The organism is Streptomyces sp. CNQ329 (assembly GCF_000482585.1).
Map to the genome: position 1 here is coordinate 125,161 of NZ_AXVU01000017.1, position 20,674 is coordinate 145,834.

Below are 20,674 nucleotides of genomic sequence, written 5' to 3' on the forward strand. Positions count from 1 at the left end.
GTCCCTTCCGCGGCCCGCGGACCCCGGTCAGGCCCGGCCGGGGTCCGCGGCACTCCCGTCCGTGCCGTCCGCTGCGCCCTCCCGCCCGGCCGCCCGCTCCGCCCGGCCGCCCCGGTCCAGCGACGCCCGGCGGTCCAGCGGCACCCGCCACACCAGGCGCGTACCGCCGCCGGCCGGCGCATCGAGGCTCAGTTCGCCGCCGAGCTCGCGGGCCCGCTCCGCGATGTTCGCCAGCCCGCTGCGCCGCCCGTCGGGCGGCAGGCCGCGCCCGTTGTCCGTCACCGTGAGCGCGACCAGGCCCTGCCCGGCGATCACCGCGATCTCCACCGACGACGCGCCCGCGTGCCGGGCGGCGTTGGAGAGCGCCTCGCCGAGCACCGCCACCAGGTGGTCGGCGACGGGCGCCGGGACGTCGGTGTCGAGCAGCCCCTCGGTGCGCAGCACCGGCGTGAAGCCCAGCGTGGCGACGGAGTCCTTGGCCTGACTGAGCACGCGCAGCCGCAGGCCCTGCGCGGTCGGGCCGGACTCGTGCCGCCGCAGGCCGAAAATCGTGGTGCGGATGATCTTGATGGTCTCGTCCAGGTCGTCCACCGCGCGCAGCAGCCGCTCCGTGCCCTCCTCGTGCGTGACGAAGCGCAGCGCGCTCTGCAGCGTCATGCCGGTGGCGAACAGCCGCTGGATGGCCAGGTCGTGCAGGTCCCGGGCGATGCGGTCGCGGTCCTCGAAGAGCGCGAGTTGCTCGGCGTCCCGGCGCCGCTGGGCCAGCTCCATCGCCAGCGCCGCCTGCCCGGCGAAGCCCACCAGGGCGTCGGTCTCCTCCGGGCCGAAGCGCTCGCCGCCCGACTCCCGGCCGACCAGGAGCACTCCGCGCAGCCCGTCGCTGGTGCCCAGCGGCACGGCGACCGCCGCGCCGATGCCGTTCTCCGCCAGCCCGCCGTGGCGTATCCGCGGATCCTGCGTCACGTCCTCGCTGATCGCCAGCTCCACCCTGGTGAAGGCGGCGCCGGACAGCGTGCCCTTCATGGGCAGCGTGCGCCCTTCGAACACGTCCGCGGCGGCGCCCCGGGCGAGCACGATCCGCAGCTCGTCGGCGCCCTCGGCGGGCAGCGCGACGGTGCCGAGATCGGCCCTGAGGATGCTGCGGGCCCGGTCCAGCATCAGGCCCAGCACCTCCTCCTCCTGCGCGCCCGAGAGCAGGGTGTTGGTCACCTCGCCGCTGGCCTCGATCCAGCGCTGCCGGCGGCGGGCCTCCTCGTACAGCCGGGCGTTCTCGATCGCCACACCCGCGGCCACGGCGAGCGTGGACAGGACGGCCTCGTCCTCGCCGTCGAACTCCTTGGCGCCGCGCTTCTCCGTCAGGTAGAGGTTGCCGAAGACCTCGTCGCGGACCCGGATGGGCACGCCGAGGAAGGAGCGCATCGGCGGGTGGTTGTCGGGAAAGCCGTACGAGGCCGGGTGGTCCTGCAGGTCCTGGATGCGCAGCGCCTCCGGGTACTTGATCAGCTCGCCGAGCACGCCGTGTCCCCGCGGCAGCGGGCCGATCTCCTCGTACTCCCCGACCGAGATCCCCACGGGGATGAACTGCGCCAGCCGCTCCCCGTGTTCGATCACGCCGAGCGCCCCGTACTCGGCGTCGACGAGCACCACCGCGGCCTCCACGATCCGCCGCAGGACCTGAGCCAGATCCAGCTCCCTGCCGACCGTGAGCACCGCCTCCAGCAGGCTGTGCACGCGGTCGCGGGTGCCGCGCACCTCGTCGATGCGCAGTTGCAGCTCGTCGAGGAGCTGGTCGAGCTGGAGCCGGGGCAGCTTCCCGCCTCCGTCTGATCTTGTCGCCATCGCATCCCCCCACAGGACCTTGGGTAGGTCAGACAGCACCTCCCTGCACCACGGTAGCCAGATCGTCACGCTCCGGGAGCTGTTCCCGGTCACCCGAATGCACGAGGCGGTCAGGGCCTGGGGAAAGCTTCACGCACCGTGGAGGACGGACCGCCGGACGGGCCCGCCGCACCCGCGGCGTGACCGCTCGGCGGGCGGGCCGCCGGTGACCGGGCTTACCGTGACCGCATGGCGAAAGACGAGACCCTGGCCCTGCACGCCGCCGCGCTCGACCAGTTCTCCGGGTACGTCCACCGGGTCGGGCCCGGCCAGTGGGCGGCGCCCACGCCGTGCACGGAGTGGACCGTCCGGGATCTCGTCAACCACATGACCGTCGAGCAGTTGTGGGTGCCGCCGCTGCTCGCCGGGGACAGGATCGAGGGGGTGGGCGACGAGTTCGGCGGCGATCAGCTCGGGGACGATCCGGTGGCCGCCTGGGACGACGCCGCCGACGAGGCCCGCGCGGCCTTCGCGGAGCCGGTCGCCCTGGCCCGCACGGTGCATCTGAGCTACGGGGACAGCTCCGCGGAGTCGTACTGCCTGGAGATGGCCGTCGACGCCGTCGTGCACTCCTGGGACCTGGCCCGGGGCATCGGCGCGGACGACGTGCTGCCCGCGGAGCTGGCCGAGTTCGCGCTGGAGCAGGTGGAGCCGCAGGCCGCGATGCTGGCGGCCAGCGGGCTCTTCGCCGAGCCGGTGCCGGTGTCCCCGGGCGCGGATGCGCAGACGCGGCTGCTGGGGCTGACCGGGCGCCGCGCCTGAGCCGCGGGGCTCCGCGCGGTCTACGCGCCGGTGCGCGACGGGGCGGTGAGGATCGTGCCCTGCGCCACCGCGCACAGCTCGCCGCCGGACTCGCCGTCCACGGCGTCCCCGGTGTCGCCGGCGCCCGGCCCGGTCACGTAGATGTCGCAGCGGCAGACGGCCTGGCGCCGGCCCGCGTGCACCACGTACGCCTCGGCCCGCAGCGTGCCGTCCCGCGCCGGCCGCAGGTACTGGACGGAGAAGCCGCCGGTGAGGACGGCCGGGCCCAGGACCGTGCCGGCGGCGAACGTCAGCGCGTTGTCGGCGGCGTAGGCGAGCAGCCCGCCGTGCGCGTACCCGAACTGCTGCCGCAGGTCGTTCCGGATATCCACCTCCAGCGTCGCGGCGCCGTCCGCGAACGCGGTGATCCGGGCGCCGAGCAGCCGGCTGAACGGCTGCTCGTCGAGCACCTTCTGCGCGAAGTCGATCCCCAGGTCCGTCATGTGACCCCACGGTAACGGCTGTTGAGCTGCGCTCCTACCCTCGCTCCGGCTCCCGCAGCTCGACCCAGGTGCACTTGCCGCGCGGCAGCAGGTCCACGCCCCAGCGGTCGGCGAGCTGGTCGATGAGGAAGAGCCCGCGCCCGCTGGTGTCCATGTCGCGCACCGGCATCAGGCACGGCAGGGCGCGCGAGGGGTCGCGCACCTCGATACGGATCCGGCTCCCCCGCCGCGACATGCGCAGCCCGAACGTGCGCGCCCCGGTGTGCCGTACGGCGTTGCCGACCAGTTCGGAAACCAGCAGGACGGCGTGCTCGGCGAACCGCGGCGACATCCCCCAGTGGCCGACCACGACCGCTTCGGCGAGCCGGCGGGCGGTCCCGGCGGACTCGGGCAGCGAGGGCAGGCGCACCTCCCCGACGGCCGGGTTGCCCCACTGCTCGAAGGGGCCGGGGGCCGCGCTCGCGCTGCCGTCGGCCGGGGAGGAGGTGGGGAAGCGCCGGTAGGCGGGCGACGGCAGCGGTCGCAGCAGGGAGCCGCGCGACCGCCGTTCGGCGAGGGGCGCCGGCTGTTCCCGGTGGAGTTGCTGGATGTCCTCAGGGCCCGCCATGGCCACATGATGGCGCGGCCGGACGTCTTTGGGGGCACTTCCGCGCCAACAAGTCCCGCCGAAGCCTACATTCCGTGAGCGGACACAGGCATATGCCACGGTCCACCCGGCTCAGCCGCACCCTGTTGAGCTGCACAAACTCCCTGGCGAAGGGCGGCTGGACGGCCGTGGAGCGCCCGCATCACCGAAGTCCTGGTTCGGACGCCCACTACCCCCGGCCGGGGGTAGTGGTGACGCAGCGTCGCGGGCGGGCCGCGGCGGCGCAACCGCCCCGCGGGCCCGCGCCGGGCAGGCTCAGCGGAACTCCGCCTTCCCCGGGCCCTTCTCCACGAAGCTGCGCATCCCGGTCTCCCGGTCCTCGGTGGCGAAGAGCCCCGCGAACCAGCTCCGCTCCAGGGCCAGCCCCGTCTCCAGGTCCGTCTCCAGCCCGTGGTCCACCGACTCCTTCGCCGCCCGCAGCGCCATGGCAGGACCCCTGGCCAGCCGCGCAGCCCAGGCGTGGGCCTGCTCGTACACCTCCGCGTCCGGCACCACGCGGTCCACGAGCCCGATCCTCAGCGCCTCGTCGGCCTTGACCATCCGGCCCGTGAAGATCAGGTCCTTGGCCCGCGAGGGCCCGACCAGCCGGGCGAGCCGCTGCGTGCCGCCCGCGCCCGGGATCAGCCCGAGCAGGATCTCCGGCTGTCCCAGCTTCGCGCCCTCGCCGGCGATGCGGATGTCGGCGCAGAGCGCCAGCTCGCAGCCGCCGCCCAGGGCGTACCCGTTGACCGCGGCGACGACCGGTTTCGGCACGCGCGCCAGCGCCGTGAACGACTCCTGCAGGCCGCGGCTCCGCGCGACCATGGCAGCGTGGTCCATCGCCTGCATCTCCTTGATGTCGGCGCCGGCCGCGAAGACCTTCTCGCCGCCCCACACCACCAGGGCGCGCACGTCGTCGCGGCCGGCCGCCTCGGCGGCGAGTCCGCGGATACGGTCCTGGACGGCGATGTCCAGGGCGTTCATGGGCGGGCGGTCCAGGCGCAGCGTACCGACGCCCTCGGCGACCTCCAGGTATGCAGTCATGCCACCACACGTTAGCGCCCATTAACGCCGCGGGGCCCGGTGCGCTTGCTCACACACCGGGCCCCGCGGGACGCCGCCCGGACCGGCCGGGCGGCGTCCTGTGCCTCACTGCTCCGCGGTCCACTCCTCCCAGGACATGTTCCAGCCGTTGAGGCCGTTGTCCGGGGCGATGACCTCGTCCTTGGCGTTCTTGACCTCGACCACGTCGCCGACGAGGGAGTTGCGGAAGAACCAGGAGCCGGGCGTCGACTTGTCGCCGCCGCCGCGGACGTCGTAGAGGCCGATGCAGCCGTGGCTGGCGTTGGCCGAGCCGAAGGTGGCCTGTCCCGACCAGTAGTTGCCGTGGATGAACGTGCCGGAGGTGGACAGGCGCTGCGCGTGCGGCACGTCCTTGATGTCGTACTCGCCGCCGAAGCCGACCGTCTCGCCGTCCATCCTGGTGACCTCGAGCTGCTCGGTGATCACCATCGTGCCGTTCCACGTCGGCGTGGACGGCGCACCCGTGGTCACCGGGATGGTCTTGACGACCTCGCCGTCGCGCTCGACCTTCATCTTCTTGCTCTTGGCGTCGACCGTGCTCACCTGGCGGCGGCCGATCTCGAAGCCGACGTCCTTGTGCTGCTCACCGTAGACGCCGTCCGCGCCCTCGACGCCGTCGAGGCGCAGGCTGAGCGTCACCTCGGTGCCGGGCTCCCAGTACTCCTCGGGGCGGAAGTCCAGCCGCTGGTTGCCGAACCAGTGGCCGTCGATCTCCACGTCGGGGTCGGCGGTGACCTCGATGGCCTCCTCGACCTCCGCCGTGTTCGTGATCGGCTGGTTGAAGTTGATCGACACCGGCATGCCGACGCCGACGGTGCTGCCGTCCTCGGGCGTGAAGTGGCCGATGAAGGTGTTCTCCGGCACGACGGTGGTGAACGTGGTGTCCTTGGCGGACTCCAGTCCGCGGGAGTCCTGCGCGACGGCGTGCACCTTGTACCGGGTCTGGGTGCGCAGGTGGCCGGCCGGCGCCCACGCGGCGCCGTCCCGGGAGATCTCGCCCTCGACCTCGGCGCCCTTCTCGTCCGTCACCTTCACGGAGACGAGCTTGCCCTTGGCCGCGGTCACCTTCAGCTCGCCCTGTGTGCCGACCGCGTCGGCGCCGTCCTTCGGCGTGATCTCGACGACCGCACGGGAGACCTTCTGCTCGTCTCCGCCCGAGCCGCCCGAACCCCCCGAGCCGCCCTTGCCACCGTCGTCGTCCCCGCCGTCGGAGCCCCCGCACGCCGACACCAGAACGAGCACGACGCCGGTCAGCAACGCCGCCAGGCTGTGCCGGGTACGTCCCCTTCGTATCCGCTCCACCTTCAACGCCGCATTCTCCCCTCGGCCCACACCGAGCCAGCCTTCCCCCGCGCGTGGTCCAAACGCGCCTTTGCGTTCAAGGTATCCCCAGCCACGCACAAGCGACGCCACGTGATTGTCACTGTTCGGTCCCAACTGGTACGGGCTCCGCAGGCGCTTGCGGCGCGCCCCTCCCGTGACGCCCCGGCGTACGCCGGGTGACATTCCCACCCGATGACCTCCTCTTCCGCGGCATCGCCCGGCCCGGCGCGATGACGGCGCCCGTCGCGCTCGCCGCCGGGGCTGATCACGCGGGGGCACGGTGCCGGGGCGAGGGCGGTGTCCGGGGCGGCGAGGGCGTTCCGGAGCGTGAGGGGCGGCAAAGCGGAGACCCTGCTGACGGAGGGCGGCGTGCCCGGCAGTCCGGGCATGCCGGGAGAAGGGAAAACGGGGTGAGTGCCCGGCCTGCCCTTACGTAGGCTCGTGGACGATGCCTGCCGCCGCCGTACACACCGAAGATCCCGATCCCGCCGACTCCCCGCCCGCCCCCGGCACCCGCCCCGGCCTCGAAGAACGGCCGCCGGGCGGCGAGAAGGACCGCTCCGCGGTCCGTTCGCTGCTGCGGCTGTGGCCGTACGTCCGCCCGGTGCGGGTGCGCCTGTTCTCGGCGGCCGGCGTGGCGATCGTCGCGTCCTGTATCGGGCTGGTGATCCCGCTGGTGCTCAAGTGGCTCGTGGACGGCCCGGTGGCCGGCCGCGACCCGGCGGGCGTGTGGCTCGGCGGGCTGCTGATCCTCGCCCTCGGCATCGCGGAGGCCGCGCTCTTCGGCTTCCGCCGCTGGCTGGTGGCGCGCCCGCTGGCCGGGGTGGAGGCGGCGATGCGGGCCAGTCTGTACCGGCATCTGCAGCGGCTGCCGGTCGCCTTCCACGACCGCTGGGCCTCGGGCCAACTGCTCTCCCGCGGGACGACGGACCTCCAGCTCATCCGGATGTTCCTGGCCTTCCCGCTGACGTTCCTGGTCGTCAACGGCACGACCATCGCGGTCGGCTGCGCGGTCCTGCTGGCCCAGGAGTGGACGCTCGGTCTGGTGCTGCTGGCGCCGGTGATCCCGCTGGTGGCGCTCTGCTCGGCCTTCGAGCGGCGCTTCTTCGGCGCCGCGCGCCGGGCGCAGGACCAGGTCGGCGACCTGACGACGGTGGTCGAGGAGGCGGTGCTCGGCATCCGCATCGTCAAGGGCTTCGGCCGGCACCGCAGCCAGGCGCAGGCGTTCCGGCGGCTGACCCACGAGCTGCGCGGCACCGAGCTGCACAAGGCGCGGCTGCTGGCCGGGATCTGGGCGCTGATCATGACGCTGCCGGAGCTGGCGATCGGCGCGGCGCTGGTGCTGGGCACGGTGCAGGTCGCGGACGGGGACCTGTCGGCGGGGACGCTGGTGGCGTTCCTGTCCACGGCGATGGCGCTGCGCTGGCCGGTGGAGTCGATCGGGTTTCTGCTGGCGATGTGCAACGAGGCGGCGACGGCCGCGGACCGCTACTTCGAGGTGATGGACGAGCCCGCGGCCGACGCGGCCGACCGCGGGGCCGCCGCGGGCACGGCGGCGGGGCCGGCCGCCCCGGCCGCCTCCGTCCCCCCGCAGCACACCGCGCCCCCGCCCGGCGCGGCGGACGGCATCCGCTTCTCCGGGGTCGTCTTCCGCCACCCCGACGCCGGCCGGGACGCCGCGCCCGTGCTCGACGGCGTCGACCTGCACGTGCGTTCCGGCGAGACCCTCGCCCTCGTCGGCGCCACCGGCAGCGGCAAGACCACCCTCACCGCGCTCGTCCCGCGGCTGTACGAACCGACCGCCGGGCGCATCAGCCTCGACGGCCGCGACATCACCGCCCTGTCCCGCGGCGACCTGCGCGAGCTGGTGGCCGTGGCGTTCGAGGAGCCGACGCTCTTCTCCGCCACCGCCGGGGAGAACGTGCTCATGGGCTCGTACGAGGCCGAAGAGCACGACCTGCTGCGGGCGTTGGACGTCGCGCAGGCCGATTTCGTGCACCGGCTGCCCGACGGCCACCGCACGGAGGTCGGCGAGCAGGGGCTCAGCCTCTCCGGCGGACAGCGGCAGCGTCTCGCCCTGGCGCGGGCGATCGTGGGCCGGCCGCGCTTCCTCGTGCTCGACGATCCGCTGTCGGCGCTCGACGTGCACACCGAGGCGCTGGTCGAGGCGGCGCTGCGGCGCGTGCTGGCGACGACCACGGCGCTGGTGGTCGCCCACCGGCCGTCGACGGTGCTGCTCGCGGACCGGGTGGCGCTGCTGTCGGGCGGCCGGATCGCGGCGGTGGGCACGCACGACGAACTGCTGCACGGCAGTGCGGAGTACCGCGCGCTGATGGCCGGCGTGACGGAGGAACAGGCGCAGGACGCGGCCGGGGCCGCGCACGGGGACGAGGGGGAGCGGCGATGACGGCGACGGTCACGGAGAGACCCGGCGGCGAGGAGCCGGACGACGACCGGCCGCACCCGCGGAGCGACCCGTTCGACCAGGATCTGCTGCCCGCGCCCGAGGGGGCGTCCCGCTCGCTGCTGGGCTCCCTGCTCGCCCCGCACCGCCGCGGGGTCGCCGCCGCGACCGTGCTGATCCTGTTGCAGCAGGCCGCCGTCCAGGCCGGGCCGCTGCTCGTCGCGTACGCCATCGACCGCGCCGTGCCCGCGCTGCGGCGCGACGACCACGGCCCGCTGATCGCCGTCGGCATCGCGTACGCCCTCTGCGCGCTGGCCTCCGGGCTGCTCCAGTACACGTTCGTGCGGGCCGCCGCGCGCATCAACCAGGACGTGCTGCTCGACCTGCGCGGCCGTATCTTCCGCCACGCGCAGGCCCTCGACGTCGACTTCCACGACCGCTACACCTCCGGCCGGCTCATCTCCCGCTCCACGAGCGACGTCGAGTCGCTGCGCGAGCTGCTGAGCGAGGGGCTGCAGGAGCTGATCGTCGTGGTGCTCCAGGTGGTGTACATCGCCGCGCTGCTGCTCTGGCTGGATCTGGGGCTGGGCGGGGCGGCGCTGCTGTCGTTCGTGCCGCTGTACGCGCTGATCCGCAACTTCCAGCGGCGTTCGATCAGGATCTACACCAAACGGTCGACGGCGATCGCCCGGGTGATCGTGAAGTTCGTCGAGACGATGAACGGCATCCGGCCCGTGCAGGCGTTCCGCCGGGAGCGTGCGAACGACGAGGACTTCGACCGGCTCAACGGGCACCACGAGCGGGTCAACGGCGACTCCATCCTGGAGATGGCCCGTTACGTCGTCTCCTCCCGGCTGACCGCGAACTTCTTCGTGGCGGTGATCGTGCTGTGGGGCGCGTACCGGGTGGCGCAGGACGATCTCGCGCTGGGTGTGCTGGCCGCGGCGGTGCTGTATCTGCGGCGGCTGTACGACCCGATCGACCGGCTCGGCATGTTCCTCAACTCCTACCAGTCGGCGGCGGCGTCGCTGCAGAAGATCGCCGGGCTGCTGGCGCAGCGGCCGGGTGTCGCCGAGCCGGCAAAGCCGCGCTCGCTGCCGGCGCGCGCGGAGGGGATGCCGGGCCGGGAGGTGCGTTTCGCGGGAGTCGGTTTTTCCTATCGTACGGGCGGCGAGGTGCTGCCCCGCTTCGACCTGACCGTGCCGGCCGGGCAGACGGTCGCCGTCGTCGGCGCGACGGGTGCGGGGAAGTCCACCCTGGCCAAGCTGCTGGCGCGGTTCTACGACCCGAGCGTGGGGCGGGTGCTGCTGGACGGGGTGGACCTGCGGGACATCGCGAACCCCGAGCTGCGGCGCGCGGTGGTGATGGTCACGCAGGAGGCGTTCCTGTTCTCGGGCACGGTGGCGGAGAACATCGCGATCGGCCGCCCGGACGCGACCCGCGGGGAGATCGAGGCGGCGGCGAAGGCGCTGGGCGCCCACGAGTTCATCACGGCGCTCCCGGACGGCTACGACACCGACGTGCGCAAGCGCGGCGGCCGGATCTCGGCGGGCCAGCGCCAGTTGGTCGCGTTCGCCCGCGCGCTGCTGGCGGACCCGGCGGTCCTCATCCTCGACGAGGCCACCTCGTCGCTGGACATCCCGGGCGAGCAGGCGGTGCAGCAGGCGATGCACACGGTGCTGCGCGGCCGGACGGCGGTCGTCATCGCCCACCGCCTGTCGACGGTGGAGATCGCGGACCGCGTGCTGGTGATGTCCCGGGGCCGCATCGTCGAGGACGGCCCGCCGGCCGCCCTGATCGCCGACCGGGGCCGCTTCGCGGCGCTGCACCAGGCGTGGCAGGACAGCACGATCTGAGCTCCGGCCGGGACCGCGGTGCCCGCGCCAACGTGCCGGGCGGGGTGCGCGGTTCGCGGTCGGGCCGACCGGAGATGACCGTGCGGGTGCACAGCGTGTCTACTTTGGCACGCTCCGTGACCAAAATGCTATTCTTCGTTTCAGCTTTCACACCATGAAAGTTGATAATTTCCTCTCCGGTAACCGCAGCTCAGCGCACGCGTCACTGGACTGGACCATAAAGGGTGGCGGTTCCCCCTTTTCAGGCAGGCTTTCCTATGCGTCACTCTTGTCGTGTTCGCATCAGAACACCGGTCTGTCCGTACAGCAGCACCAGCACCGCCTCTCCCCACCCCCACAGAGCACACGAGTGCCAGGAGGCCGCGATGCACTTGAACAGATCACTGACCCACCGCCTCTTCTCCCGCCGCGCCGGCCGCGCCCGCGCCGGCGCCGCCGTCGTCCTCGGCGCGTCCCTCGCCCTGGTGGCGGGGCTCACCACGCCGTCGGCCGCGTCCGCGCCCGCGGACGGTGCCGACGCACAGAAGAAGAACCCCGTGCCGCTGGGCCACGCCTACATGGGCATGGGGGTCGACGCGGAGCAGTCCTCCCCCGACGTCAGCCCGATGGACCACACCAGCGGCGTGCAGGGGATCGACGTCTCCCACTGGCAGGGCAGCATCAACTGGTCGTCGGTGCGCAGCGCCGGGATCCAGTTCGCCTGGATGAAGGCGACCGAGGGCACGACCTACCGGGACCCCTCGTTCAACACCAACTACCCCGCCGCCTACCGCGCCGGGGTCATCCGGGGCGCCTACCACTTCGCCCGGCCGAACTCCTCCAGCGGCGCGACCCAGGCCAACTTCTTCGCCTCCAACGGCGGCGCCTGGTCCCGGGACAACCTGACCCTGCCCGGCGTGCTGGACATCGAGTCCAACCCCTCCGGCGCGACGTGCTACGGGCTCTCCCAGACGGCGATGCGCAACTGGATCCTCGACTTCTACAACACCTACAAGTCCAGGACCAGCCGCGACATCGTCATCTACACCAGCCCGAGCTGGTGGAACACCTGCACCGGCAACTGGAGCGGCATGTCCACGCGCAGCCCGCTGTGGGTCGCGCACTGGACCTCCGCGCACAGCCCGTCGCTGCCGAGCGGCTTTCCCTTCTACACGGTGTGGCAGTACACGAGCACCGGCCGGGTGAGCGGCATCTCCGGCAACGTCGACCGGGACAAGTTCAACGGCAGCCGTGACCGGCTGCTGGCGCTGGCCAACAACACCGCGTAACCCCGGGACGGCAGGCGACGAAGGGGCCGGCCGGCCTGCGGCCGGCCCCTTCCGCGTGGCCCGTACGCGAGGGGTCACAAAAGATGAAAGTTGCTCTACTCTTCCGGCATGTCGTGGACGCGTAAGGTCCGAACGGCCCTTCTCCCGCTCGCCGCACTGGGCGCGCTGCTGCTCACCACCGCCCCCGCCGCCGCGCACGAGGAGCGCCCCGTCGAGTTCCCCGACGGCGCCGGCAGCGTGCCGGCCTACCGCGACGAGGAACCCGACCTGCTGGTCTGCAAGCCCGGCCGGGCGGACTTCGAGGCGCGCATCGCCGACTTCCCCGCCCGGCTGCGCGAGCGCAACCTCCGGCTCTACGAGCGCTGCCGCGCACGCGGTTACGCGCACCTGCAGCAGGCCGTCGACGCCGTGGACGCACCCGGGATGACCATCGCCGTGCTGCCCGGCGTCTATCTGGAGGAGCCCAGCCGGCCCGAGCCCACCGGGGCCTGCGCGCGGCTGAAGGCGCCGCAGTCCGACTTCGGGTACCAGATCCTGTCGTACGCACAGCAGAAGCGCTGCCCGCACAACCAGAACCTCGTCGCGATCATGGGCAAGCGGGACCTGCAGATCGAGGGCACCGGCGCGGACCGCGGCGATGTCGTCATCGACGGCCAGTACCGCAAGCTCAACGTCATCCGCGCGGACTCCGCCGACGGCGTCTACTTCCGCAACTTCACCGCCCAGCGCTCCACGTTCAACTCGCTGTACGTGCTGGCCGCGGACGGCTTCGTCATCGACGACGTGCTCACCCGGTGGAACGACGAGTACGGGTTCCTCACCTTCGCCTCCGACCACGGCCTCTACCGCGACTGCGAGTCGTACGGCAACGGCGATTCCGGTATCTACCCGGGCAGCGCCTCCGACATCAACGACGGCCGCGGCTACGACGTCCCCCGCTACGCCATCGAGATCACCGGCTGCCGCAGCCACCACAACATGGTCGGCTACTCCGGCACCGCGGGCGACTCCGTGTGGGTGCACGACAACGAGTTCGACCACAACATGGGCGGCGCCTCGATGGACAGCGCCTTCCCCGGGCACCCCGGCCTGCCGCAGAACCACGCGAAGTTCGAGCGGAACCTCATCCACGACAACAACCAGAACTACTACCCGTACGTCGCCGACGGCACCTGCGCCGAGCCGCCCGCGGAACGCGGCTACGAGAAGGGCGTGGTCTGCCCGCAGATATCCATGCCGCCCGGGACCGGCGTCATCACCGCGGGCGGCAACTGGAACATCTACCGGGACAACTGGATCTACGGGCACCAGCGCGCGGCGTTCTACCTCAGCGCCGTCCCCGCGTTCATCCGCGGCGAGGGCGCGCTCGGCAAGCAGCTCGACACCTCGCACCACAACCGCTACGCGGACAACCACCTCGGCGTCGACAGGGCGGGCAACGAGCGGCCCAACAAGACCGACGTGTGGTGGGACGGGCAGGGCGAGGGGAACTGCTGGCAGGGGGACGCGGGGGCGAGCAACCCGCGCACGCTGCCGGAGTGCGGCCCGCGGCCGGGCGACGACTCGGGCGGCTCGGACCGGATCGTCGGCGAGCCGGTGAAGCTGGCGCAGTTGCTGGTGTGCGCGGAGTACGACGTCAAGGCGCGGAAGCTGCCCGCGGGGTGCGACTGGTACGGGGCGCGGGGCATCGAGCGGATCGAGGTGCAGATCGCGCTGGCCGTGGCGGTGGTGCTCGGGCTCGTCGGCGGGGTGCTGTGGTGGCGGCTGCTGCGGCGCGACGCGGTGGCCGCGGGCGCCGCGGTGGCGGGGGCGGCGGGGCTGGTGCTCGACGTGGTGGGGTCGGCGGGCTCGTACGCGCACACGTGGGTGCCGGTCCTCGCCCTGGTACTGACGGGTGCCTGGTGGACGGCGACCGGACTGCGGCTGCGGACCCGGCTGATCCCCGGCCGGCCGGGGTTCACAGGGGTCACCGTGGCGATGGGGGTGCTGACGCTGCTGGACGCCTTCGACAAGTCGGTGCTGCTGATTCCGTGGATCCCGCTGAGCCCCGCCTGGCTGCGGACACTGCTGGGGCTGGTGTGGGTGATCTGGGCGGTGATCGCCGTGACCGGACGTGCGGAGGCGGCGGACCCGCAGGCGGGTTCGGCGACGGGTTCGGTGGAGGGGGCGACGACGGAGCACGCAACGGAGCCCCGGCCGGGGCGCGGGGGTCGTCCCTCTCCGGAGGCCGGTCTCGCATGAGCCGCCGCTTCCTCTCCCCCGCCGCCGCCCCCGCCGCCCGGCTGGCCGCCGTCGTGCTGCTGGCGGGCGCCCTCGCCGGTGCCGGCTGCGCCCGGGGCGGCACCCACCACGAGCCCGGCACCGGGCACGAGGTGGCCACCGGGTCCGTCCCTCCCGCCACCGACGTGCCCGACCGGGGCGCCGACGGCTCGGACGCAGACGTGGGCGCGGGCTCCGGCACCACCGTCGAGATCGCCGTACGGGACGGGAAGGTCACCCCCGCCCCCGGACGCGTCGAGGTGGGGCTCGGCGAGCGCGTGACCCTCCTCGTCACCAGCGACACCGGCGACGAACTCCACGTCCACGGCTACGACGCCAGGGCGGAACTGCCCGCCGGCGAGCCCGCCGAGCTGACGTTCACCGCGGACCACGCCGGGCTGTTCGACGTCGAGACACACGGCTCCGGCCTCGTCCTCACCCAGCTCATGGTCCGCTGATGCCGCTCGCCCACGGCGTCGGCGGCACCCAGGACCTGCCGATACCCGCCTTCTACGCCTACGCCGGCGGCTTGGCCGCCCTGCTCGTCTCCTTCCTCGCCCTCGGCCTCCTCTGGCCGCAGCCCCGCTACGCCGGTGCCACCGCGGGGCGCCCTCTGCCCCCGGCGGTGCAGCGCCTCGCCGCGGCGCCCGCCCTGCGCCGCGCCGCCGCGGGCGCCGGACTCGCCGCCGCCGCGTTCGTCGCCGGCCACCTGCTCCTCGGCCCCGACGACCCCGCCCGCAACCCCGCGCCCGGTGCGATCTACGTGCTCCTCTGGGTCGGCCTCGTCCCCGCCTCCCTCCTCTTCGGCCCCGTCTGGCGCCTGCTCAACCCGTTGCGTACGCTCCACGCCCTCGCCTGCCGCGCCCTGGGCCGCGACCCCGCCGCGGGCCGGCCGCTGCCCGCGCGGCTCGGTCACCGGCCCGCCGCAGCCGGGCTGCTGGCGTTCACCTGGCTGGAGCTGGCCGCCCCGGAACCGGCCGCCACCGCAGCCCTGTCGGTTTTCCTCACCGCCCACGCCGCCGTCCACCTCACCGGCGCGGCGGTCCACGGCGACCGCTGGTTCGCGCACTGCGACCCCTTCGAGGCGTACAGCGGGCTGCTCGCGCGGCTGGCCCCCGTCGGCCGCCGGCCCGCCGACGGCGTGCTCGTCGTGCGCTCCCCCCTCGCCGGCCTCGACGCCACCCCGGCCCTCCCGGGGCTGACCGCCGTCCTGTGCGTCCTCCTCGGCTCCACCGCCTACGACGGCTTCTCCGCCGCCCCTTCCTGGATCGACACCCTGCAGACCTCCTCGCTCGGCCGCCCCGCCACCGCCACGCTCGGCCTGCTCGCCGCCGTCGCCCTCGTCGCCGTGCTGTACGCCGGCTGCGCGGCGGCCGTCCGCCTGCTCTCCGGGCGCCTGGCCCATCCGCTGTCCGCCTTCGCCCACTCCCTGCTGCCGATCGCCCTCGGCTACCTCGTGGCCCACTACTTCACGCTCTTCGTCACCGAGGGCCCGCGTACGCTCACGATCGCCTCCGGCACCGACGACCCGCCCCCGGCGAGCCCTCCGCTGACCCCCGGCGGCCTCGCCGCGCTCCAGGTCACCGCCGTCGTCACCGGCCACGTCCTGGGCGTCGTCGCCGCCCACGACCGCGCCGTCCGGCTCTTCCCGCCCGCCCGCGCGGTCGCCGGCCAACTGCCCCTGCTCGCGCTGATGGTCTGCTACACGGCCGGCGGGCTGACCCTCCTGCTGGCCGCGTAGCACCGGAGGTCCGGCACCATGGACGATGTGAGCACCCCCTCCCTCCGCCGCACCCCCGTCCAGCAGCGCAGCGCCGAGCGGCTGGCCCGGATCCTCGACGCCTGCGCGGAACTCCTCGACGAGACCGGCTACGAGGACCTGACGACCAGCGCCGTCGCGGACCGCGCGGGCGTGCCCATCGGCTCGGTGTACCGCTTCTTCCCCAACAAGCGCGCGCTCGCCGACGCCCTCGCCGCCCGCAACCTCGACGACTTCACCTCCCGCATCACCCGGCGGCTGGCCGCCGAGCCCCCGCAGGCGGGCTGGCGGGGCATCCTGGACTCGATGCTGGCGGAGTACGTCGCGATGATGCGTACGGTCCCGGGCTTCGCACAGGTCGACTTCGAGGCCAACGACCCGGTCGCCGCCCGGCTCTGCGACATCCTCGCGGAGCGGCTGTCCCTGCCGGTGACGGCGGCGCTCCAGCGCTCCTGCCTGGTGGCGGTCGAGGCTGCCGACGCGGTGCTCCAACTCGCCTTCCGTACGGACCCGGAGGGGGAGGCGGCGCTGCTGGCGGAGACACGGACGCTGCTGCACGCGTATCTGTCGCGCACGCTGGACCCGGGGCCGTCCCCCGGGTGAACCCGCCGGGCCCTCCTTCGAGGGGGCGGACCCGGCAGCGGGGTCAGCCCCCCAGGGCCGCCTTCACCTCCTCCGGGCGCCGCGGTGCGTCGTGGCTCTCCACGTACCACTCGAACTCCCCGCTCACCAGCCCGCGCGCCAGCGCCAGGTCCGGCCCCGCACCCGCCTCCCGCAGGTGGTACGGCGGCGGGTAGAAGCAGTCGCCGACGAACAGGACGCCCTCCGACGGGACGGCCACCACGGTCGAGTCCGCCGCGTGGCCGCCGCCGACGTGCCGCAGTTCCACCGTCACGCCCCCGAGCCGGAGGGGGTGCCGGGCGGTGAACGTCTCGTCGGGCGGCACGATGCGCAGGGCGTCCCAGCCGTCCTCCGCCAGGGCGCGCAAGCGGGCGGTGTAGCTGGGAACCAGCCGCGCATCACGCGCCATCTCGGCCTCTGCATACGCCTGTGACCACGGCTTCTCCGCCTCCGCGCGCAGTGCGTCCGCCGTCAGCTCGTGCGCGGTCACCGGGACGTTCCACTCCTGCGCACCCCAGACGTGGTCCCAGTGGTGGTGGGTGTAGACCAGACGCCGCGCCCGCGGCAGGCCCGCGCCGCCCAGGGCGTTGCGGATCCGGCGGGCCAGCGCCGGGCTCTGGCCCGCGTCGACGAGCAGGCATCCGTCGTCGCCGGCGATCACCCCGACACCGGCCTGCACCCGGTCCGGATCGGGGTGGTGCGGCCACAGCCACACCCGCTCCGTGATCCGCACCAGCCCCTGCAGTGCCCCGGTCATCTCCCGCCTCCCTCTCCCCCGGCCAACAGATCCCGGCCCCGGACTCCATGCCGGGTCGCGCCGCGGAGCCCGGCGCTACGGGGACTCGGCCGCCGCCAGCAGCGCCCCCGTCACCGCCGCGAGCGCCGCGGCCACCGGCACGCACGGCCCGGCGCCGGCCGGGGAAGCGGCATCCGCGGGGTCCACGGCAACCACTTCCGGCGCCAGCACGTCGAGATCACCCACCACCCGTACCCCCGACTTCCTGATGCCGGCCACCATCTCCGCGCCGATCTCCGCCGCGGCCCGCCGCGCCCACGCCGGTGTGGCGATCCGCTCGCCGGCGCCCGCCGGCGCGTGCGCCGCGCGCAGGTGGCGCACCAGTGCCTCGCGGACCAGCTTGCGTTCCGCCGCCGGGCGTTCGGCCCTGGACAGGTCCCTGTTCACCAGCCGCAGCAGTTCCACCTCCCCGGCGGTCAGCGACCGGTTGGCGAACCCGTCCTGCTCCGGCTCCAGCAGCCCGTCCGGCAGCCCCAGCAGCCCTTCGAAGGCGCGCAGGTGGGCCAGCGGGTCGGCCTGGTCGACGACGACCACCGTGAGGTTGTCCGTGCCGGCCGCCTGCGCCCAGCGCGCCACCAGTTCGTCGTGCCGGTGCCGCCGCCAGAAGGACGGCGTCGGCCTGCGGTACGGCGGCCTGCGCAGCATGCCGTCGAGCCACTTCTCGTACGGGTGGTGGTGGCCGGACTTGATGTACTCCTGCCACTGCGACGGCAGGATCTTCGTCAGCGGCCGCAGCGTCACCACCACGTGCACCCGGTCCCCGCCGAGCCCCTCGACCACGGCCCTGGCCGCGCCGGCGTCCGCGTTGGCGAACCGCTCGCTGCTGACGACGACCCGGCGCCGCCGCCCCGCACCGGCGACCTCCGCGCACAGCTTCTCCCAGTGCGCCATGCTCGGCGCCTCCAGGCTGTGCACGGGTGTCCCGCCGGCGATCGCCGCGGCGGCGTGCGCCGGCTGCCGCGTGGCACCGGCGTAGCGCACCCCGTGGGCGGCCAGCGCGCGCCGGCCGCGGTGGAAGGCCCCCTGCAGCGTCGTGGTGCCGGTCTTGTGCGGCCCGATGTGCACCAGCCGGGTCCCCGGCGGGAGCGCGCCCTGCCGCTGCGTCATCAGCCCCGCCCGCCCCGGCCCCTGACGAGCCGGCCGAGCCGGGCCAGCGATCCCTTGTCCATGGCGGCGACGCGCCGCTCCAGCGCGGCGAGCTGCTTCTCCAGCCGCCCGACCTGCTCGGTCAGCTCCTCGTTGTGCTCCTTCAGCTCGCCGATGCGGCGCGCCGCCGCGTCCTGCCGCTTGCGGACGTTCTCGGCCCGCTCGTGCAGCCAGGCGATGCGGTAACGGTTGGCGCCGTCGTCGGAGCCGTCCCACACCCGCATCGAGGGCGGCAGGTCGAGGCCGGCCATGCGCTCTTCGAAGGCGGCGCCGCGGTCGCCGTGGGTGTAGGTGTTCTGCAGGCCGTTGCGGTCGAGGAAGGCCGCGAACCGGTCCCAGCGCTCCTGGTGGCCGTTCTGCAGCCCGGCGAAGTCCGCCTTCTCGTACAGCGCCGCCGGGTCCATGTCCCCGGGCTGGTCGGCGAGCATCTCGTACGGGATGCCGAAGTAACGGCAGAGTTCGAGGGTGCGCGAGTCGTGGCAGAGCACGACGGCGGGGGTGCCGGCGAGCAGCGCGGTGATGTTGCCGTGGATGCGGGTGCCGAACGCGAAGTCGTGCTCGCGCAGTTCGGCCATCCAGCGGTACGGGTCGGTGGGCAGCCGCATCTTGTCGTCACGCAGCAGGCCGTGCGCCCCGTGGTTCGGCAGCTCGGCCGGCTCGCCCTTCTCGGCGCCGGTGTCGCCCCAGAGCAGCAGTTCGGCGTCGGTGAGGTTCTGCGCGTAGTACGTGAGGTGGGCGAACCGCTCGTACGTGCGCTGCGCGATCTCCGCGATCGGGCCGACCTTCGGGGCGCCCGGGGAGATGTTGATCGCGATCCGGGAGGCGTCGGTGATGCCGCCCTCGGGGTGCCGGATGTCGGGGAAGGTGTCGCCGTGGAGGAACATCGACGGGCAGCCGATGATGTCGACCTCCTTGCCCTTGTAGCCGAGCTCCTTGAGGTAGTCGGCGGTCAGCTCGCCGCGGACGCCCACGGACGCGGACCGCTTGAGCACCGCCTTCATGAACCGCTTGACCGACGGCTCGATGGCCTTCAGCCGCTCGGTGTCGTAGTCCGTGCCCGCCTGGGCGCCGACGCCGATGACGACGACGGGGATCTTCAACTGCTCGATGAGTTTGCTGAGCCGGTTGAGCGAGGGCTCGAACGACGGCCGGAAGGCGTTGGCGAGCGGGACGACGAAGGCGTCGTACTGCTCGTTTATCTGCGCGGCGCGCTCCTTGGAGTGGTTCGTCCTCAGGCCGTTGGAGGTGACCTCGGCACTGCCGGGAACCTGGAGCAGCTTGTGCGTGGCGTCGCTGAACACCAGGTTCCCGGAGTTGGTGCCGATGAGGTCCTGCTGGATGACCTCTGTCCGCGTCGGAATGTGGAAAGGGCTCTTACCGGAGCGGACAAGGAGCTGCTTCATGGTGGGCGCGGTTCCGTTTCGTGTGGGGGTACTGCGGTGGTGGTGCGGGAGTGGTTCAGAGTGCGGGACGGCCGATGGCGCGGAAGGTCCAGCCCGCGGCGCGCCACGGCGCCGGGTCCAGGGTGTTGCGGCCGTCGATGAGGTACGCGGTGGCCGCGGCGCGGGCGAGCCGGTGCGGGTCGAGGTGGCGGAACTCGCTCCATTCGGTGAGGTGGAGCACGACGTCCGCGCCGCGCACCGCGTCCTCGGCGGAGTCCGCGTAGCGCAGCGTGGGGAACTCGCGGCGGGCGTTGTCCGTGCCCTTGGGGTCGTAGACGGTGACCTGGCCGCCCTGGAGGTGGATCTGTCCGGCGACGTTGAGTGCGGGGGAGTCGCGTACGTCGTCGGAGTCGGGCTTGAACGTCGCGCCCAGGACGGCGATGCGGCGTCCGAGGAAGGTGTCCCCGCAGGCTTCGCGGGCCAGTTCGACCATGTGGGCGCGGCGGCGCATGTTGATCGAGTCGACTTCGCGCAGGAACGTCAGCGCCTGGTCCACGCCGAGTTCCCCGGCGCGGGCCATGAAGGCGCGGATGTCCTTGGGCAGGCAGCCGCCGCCGAACCCGATGCCGGCGCGCAGGAACTTCTTGCCGATCCGCTCGTCGTAGCCGATGGCCTCGGCGAGCTTGACGACGTCACCGCCGGCCGCCTCGCAGATCTCGGCCATCGCGTTGATGAAGGAGATCTTCGTGGCGAGGAAGGCGTTGGCGGAGGTCTTCACCAGCTCGGCGGTCGGATAATCGGCGACCACGAACGGCGTACCGTTACCGACCGGCCCCGCGTACACCTCCCGCAGCAGTCCCTCCGCGCGCTCGCTCGCCACACCGACGACGATGCGGTCGGGGCGCAGGGTGTCCTCGACGGCGAAGCCCTCGCGCAGGAACTCCGGGTTCCACGCCAGCTCCGCCTGCTCGCCCGCCGGGGCCAGCTCCGCCAGCCGGCGCGCCAGCCGGGCCGCGGAGCCCACCGGCAC

General features: G+C 73.4%; 17 protein-coding genes. 8 read left to right on the top strand and 9 right to left on the bottom strand.

The features are described from left to right. Positions 1–27: 27 nt before the first annotated feature. A complete protein-coding gene (locus I003_RS0113985) occupies positions 28–1,839 on the bottom strand; it encodes a GAF domain-containing sensor histidine kinase (protein ID WP_486584215.1) in 1,812 nt (603 codons plus the stop codon). A gap of 228 nt (positions 1,840–2,067) precedes the next feature. Here I003_RS0113985 and I003_RS0113990 point away from each other — a divergent pair, with 228 nt between their 5' ends. Then, positions 2,068–2,640 carry a TIGR03086 family metal-binding protein gene (locus tag I003_RS0113990; protein WP_027772101.1) on the top strand — a complete coding sequence of 191 codons (573 nt, stop codon included), beginning with the start codon at positions 2,068–2,070 and terminating at the stop codon, positions 2,638–2,640. Between the two features lie 20 nt (positions 2,641–2,660). Here the strand turns inward: I003_RS0113990 and I003_RS0113995 are convergent, their stop codons facing one another. From I003_RS0113995 to I003_RS0114010, 4 genes are all read right to left on the bottom strand, one after another. Then, a complete protein-coding gene (locus I003_RS0113995; protein ID WP_027772102.1) occupies positions 2,661–3,122 on the bottom strand; it encodes a PaaI family thioesterase in 462 nt (153 codons plus the stop codon). 34 nt (positions 3,123–3,156) lie between these two features. Beyond that, complete coding sequence (locus tag I003_RS0114000) at positions 3,157–3,729, bottom strand: ATP-binding protein (RefSeq protein ID WP_027772103.1); 573 nt, start codon at positions 3,727–3,729, stop codon at positions 3,157–3,159. A gap of 294 nt (positions 3,730–4,023) precedes the next feature. Continuing rightward, positions 4,024–4,791: an enoyl-CoA hydratase-related protein gene (locus I003_RS0114005; RefSeq protein ID WP_027772104.1), complete on the bottom strand. Its 768-nt coding sequence runs from the start codon at positions 4,789–4,791 to the stop codon at positions 4,024–4,026. Positions 4,792–4,896: 105 nt separating this feature from the next. After that, a complete protein-coding gene (locus I003_RS0114010) occupies positions 4,897–6,138 on the bottom strand; it encodes an Ig-like domain-containing protein (RefSeq protein ID WP_027772105.1) in 1,242 nt (413 codons plus the stop codon). A 463-nt stretch (positions 6,139–6,601) separates the two neighbouring features. Here I003_RS0114010 and I003_RS0114015 point away from each other — a divergent pair, with 463 nt between their 5' ends. From I003_RS0114015 to I003_RS0114045, 7 genes are all read left to right on the top strand, one after another. Continuing rightward, on the top strand, positions 6,602–8,560 hold the full coding sequence (locus tag I003_RS0114015) for an ABC transporter ATP-binding protein (RefSeq protein ID WP_027772106.1): 1,959 nt from the start codon (positions 6,602–6,604) through the stop codon (positions 8,558–8,560). Beyond that, complete coding sequence (locus I003_RS0114020; RefSeq protein WP_027772107.1) at positions 8,557–10,413, top strand: ABC transporter ATP-binding protein; 1,857 nt, start codon at positions 8,557–8,559, stop codon at positions 10,411–10,413. Before I003_RS0114015 ends, I003_RS0114020 begins: the two co-directional genes overlap by 4 nt. Before the next feature lie 365 nt (positions 10,414–10,778). Then, complete coding sequence (locus I003_RS0114025) at positions 10,779–11,681, top strand: lysozyme (RefSeq protein WP_037720826.1); 903 nt, start codon at positions 10,779–10,781, stop codon at positions 11,679–11,681. 108 nt (positions 11,682–11,789) lie between these two features. Then, positions 11,790–13,922, top strand: a complete 2,133-nt coding sequence (locus tag I003_RS32195) for a right-handed parallel beta-helix repeat-containing protein (protein ID WP_051368238.1) — start codon at positions 11,790–11,792, stop codon at positions 13,920–13,922. Then, positions 13,919–14,398, top strand: a complete 480-nt coding sequence (locus I003_RS0114035; RefSeq protein WP_027772109.1) for a hypothetical protein — start codon at positions 13,919–13,921, stop codon at positions 14,396–14,398. The genes I003_RS32195 and I003_RS0114035 overlap by 4 nt, the downstream gene beginning before the upstream one ends. After that, a complete protein-coding gene (locus tag I003_RS0114040; protein WP_027772110.1) occupies positions 14,398–15,681 on the top strand; it encodes a hypothetical protein in 1,284 nt (427 codons plus the stop codon). Before I003_RS0114035 ends, I003_RS0114040 begins: the two co-directional genes overlap by 1 nt. An 18-nt stretch (positions 15,682–15,699) precedes the next feature. Further along, on the top strand, positions 15,700–16,302 hold the full coding sequence (locus I003_RS0114045; protein WP_027772111.1) for a TetR family transcriptional regulator: 603 nt from the start codon (positions 15,700–15,702) through the stop codon (positions 16,300–16,302). 43 nt (positions 16,303–16,345) lie between these two features. On the opposite strand, the gene I003_RS0114050 is transcribed toward I003_RS0114045, so the two are convergent. The 4 genes from I003_RS0114050 to I003_RS0114065 form a co-directional block, all read right to left on the bottom strand. After that, positions 16,346–17,077, bottom strand: coding sequence for an MBL fold metallo-hydrolase (locus I003_RS0114050; protein WP_027772112.1), 732 nt, complete (start codon positions 17,075–17,077; stop codon positions 16,346–16,348). 75 nt (positions 17,078–17,152) lie between these two features. Further along, on the bottom strand, positions 17,153–18,223 hold the full coding sequence (locus tag I003_RS0114055; protein ID WP_027772113.1) for a hypothetical protein: 1,071 nt from the start codon (positions 18,221–18,223) through the stop codon (positions 17,153–17,155). After that, positions 18,223–19,665, bottom strand: a complete 1,443-nt coding sequence (locus tag I003_RS0114060; RefSeq protein ID WP_027772114.1) for a polysaccharide pyruvyl transferase family protein — start codon at positions 19,663–19,665, stop codon at positions 18,223–18,225. The genes I003_RS0114055 and I003_RS0114060 overlap by 1 nt, the downstream gene beginning before the upstream one ends. Before the next feature lie 55 nt (positions 19,666–19,720). Beyond that, positions 19,721–20,674: nucleotide sugar dehydrogenase (locus I003_RS0114065; RefSeq protein ID WP_027772115.1), on the bottom strand; the 954-nt coding region annotated here is incomplete at its 5' end.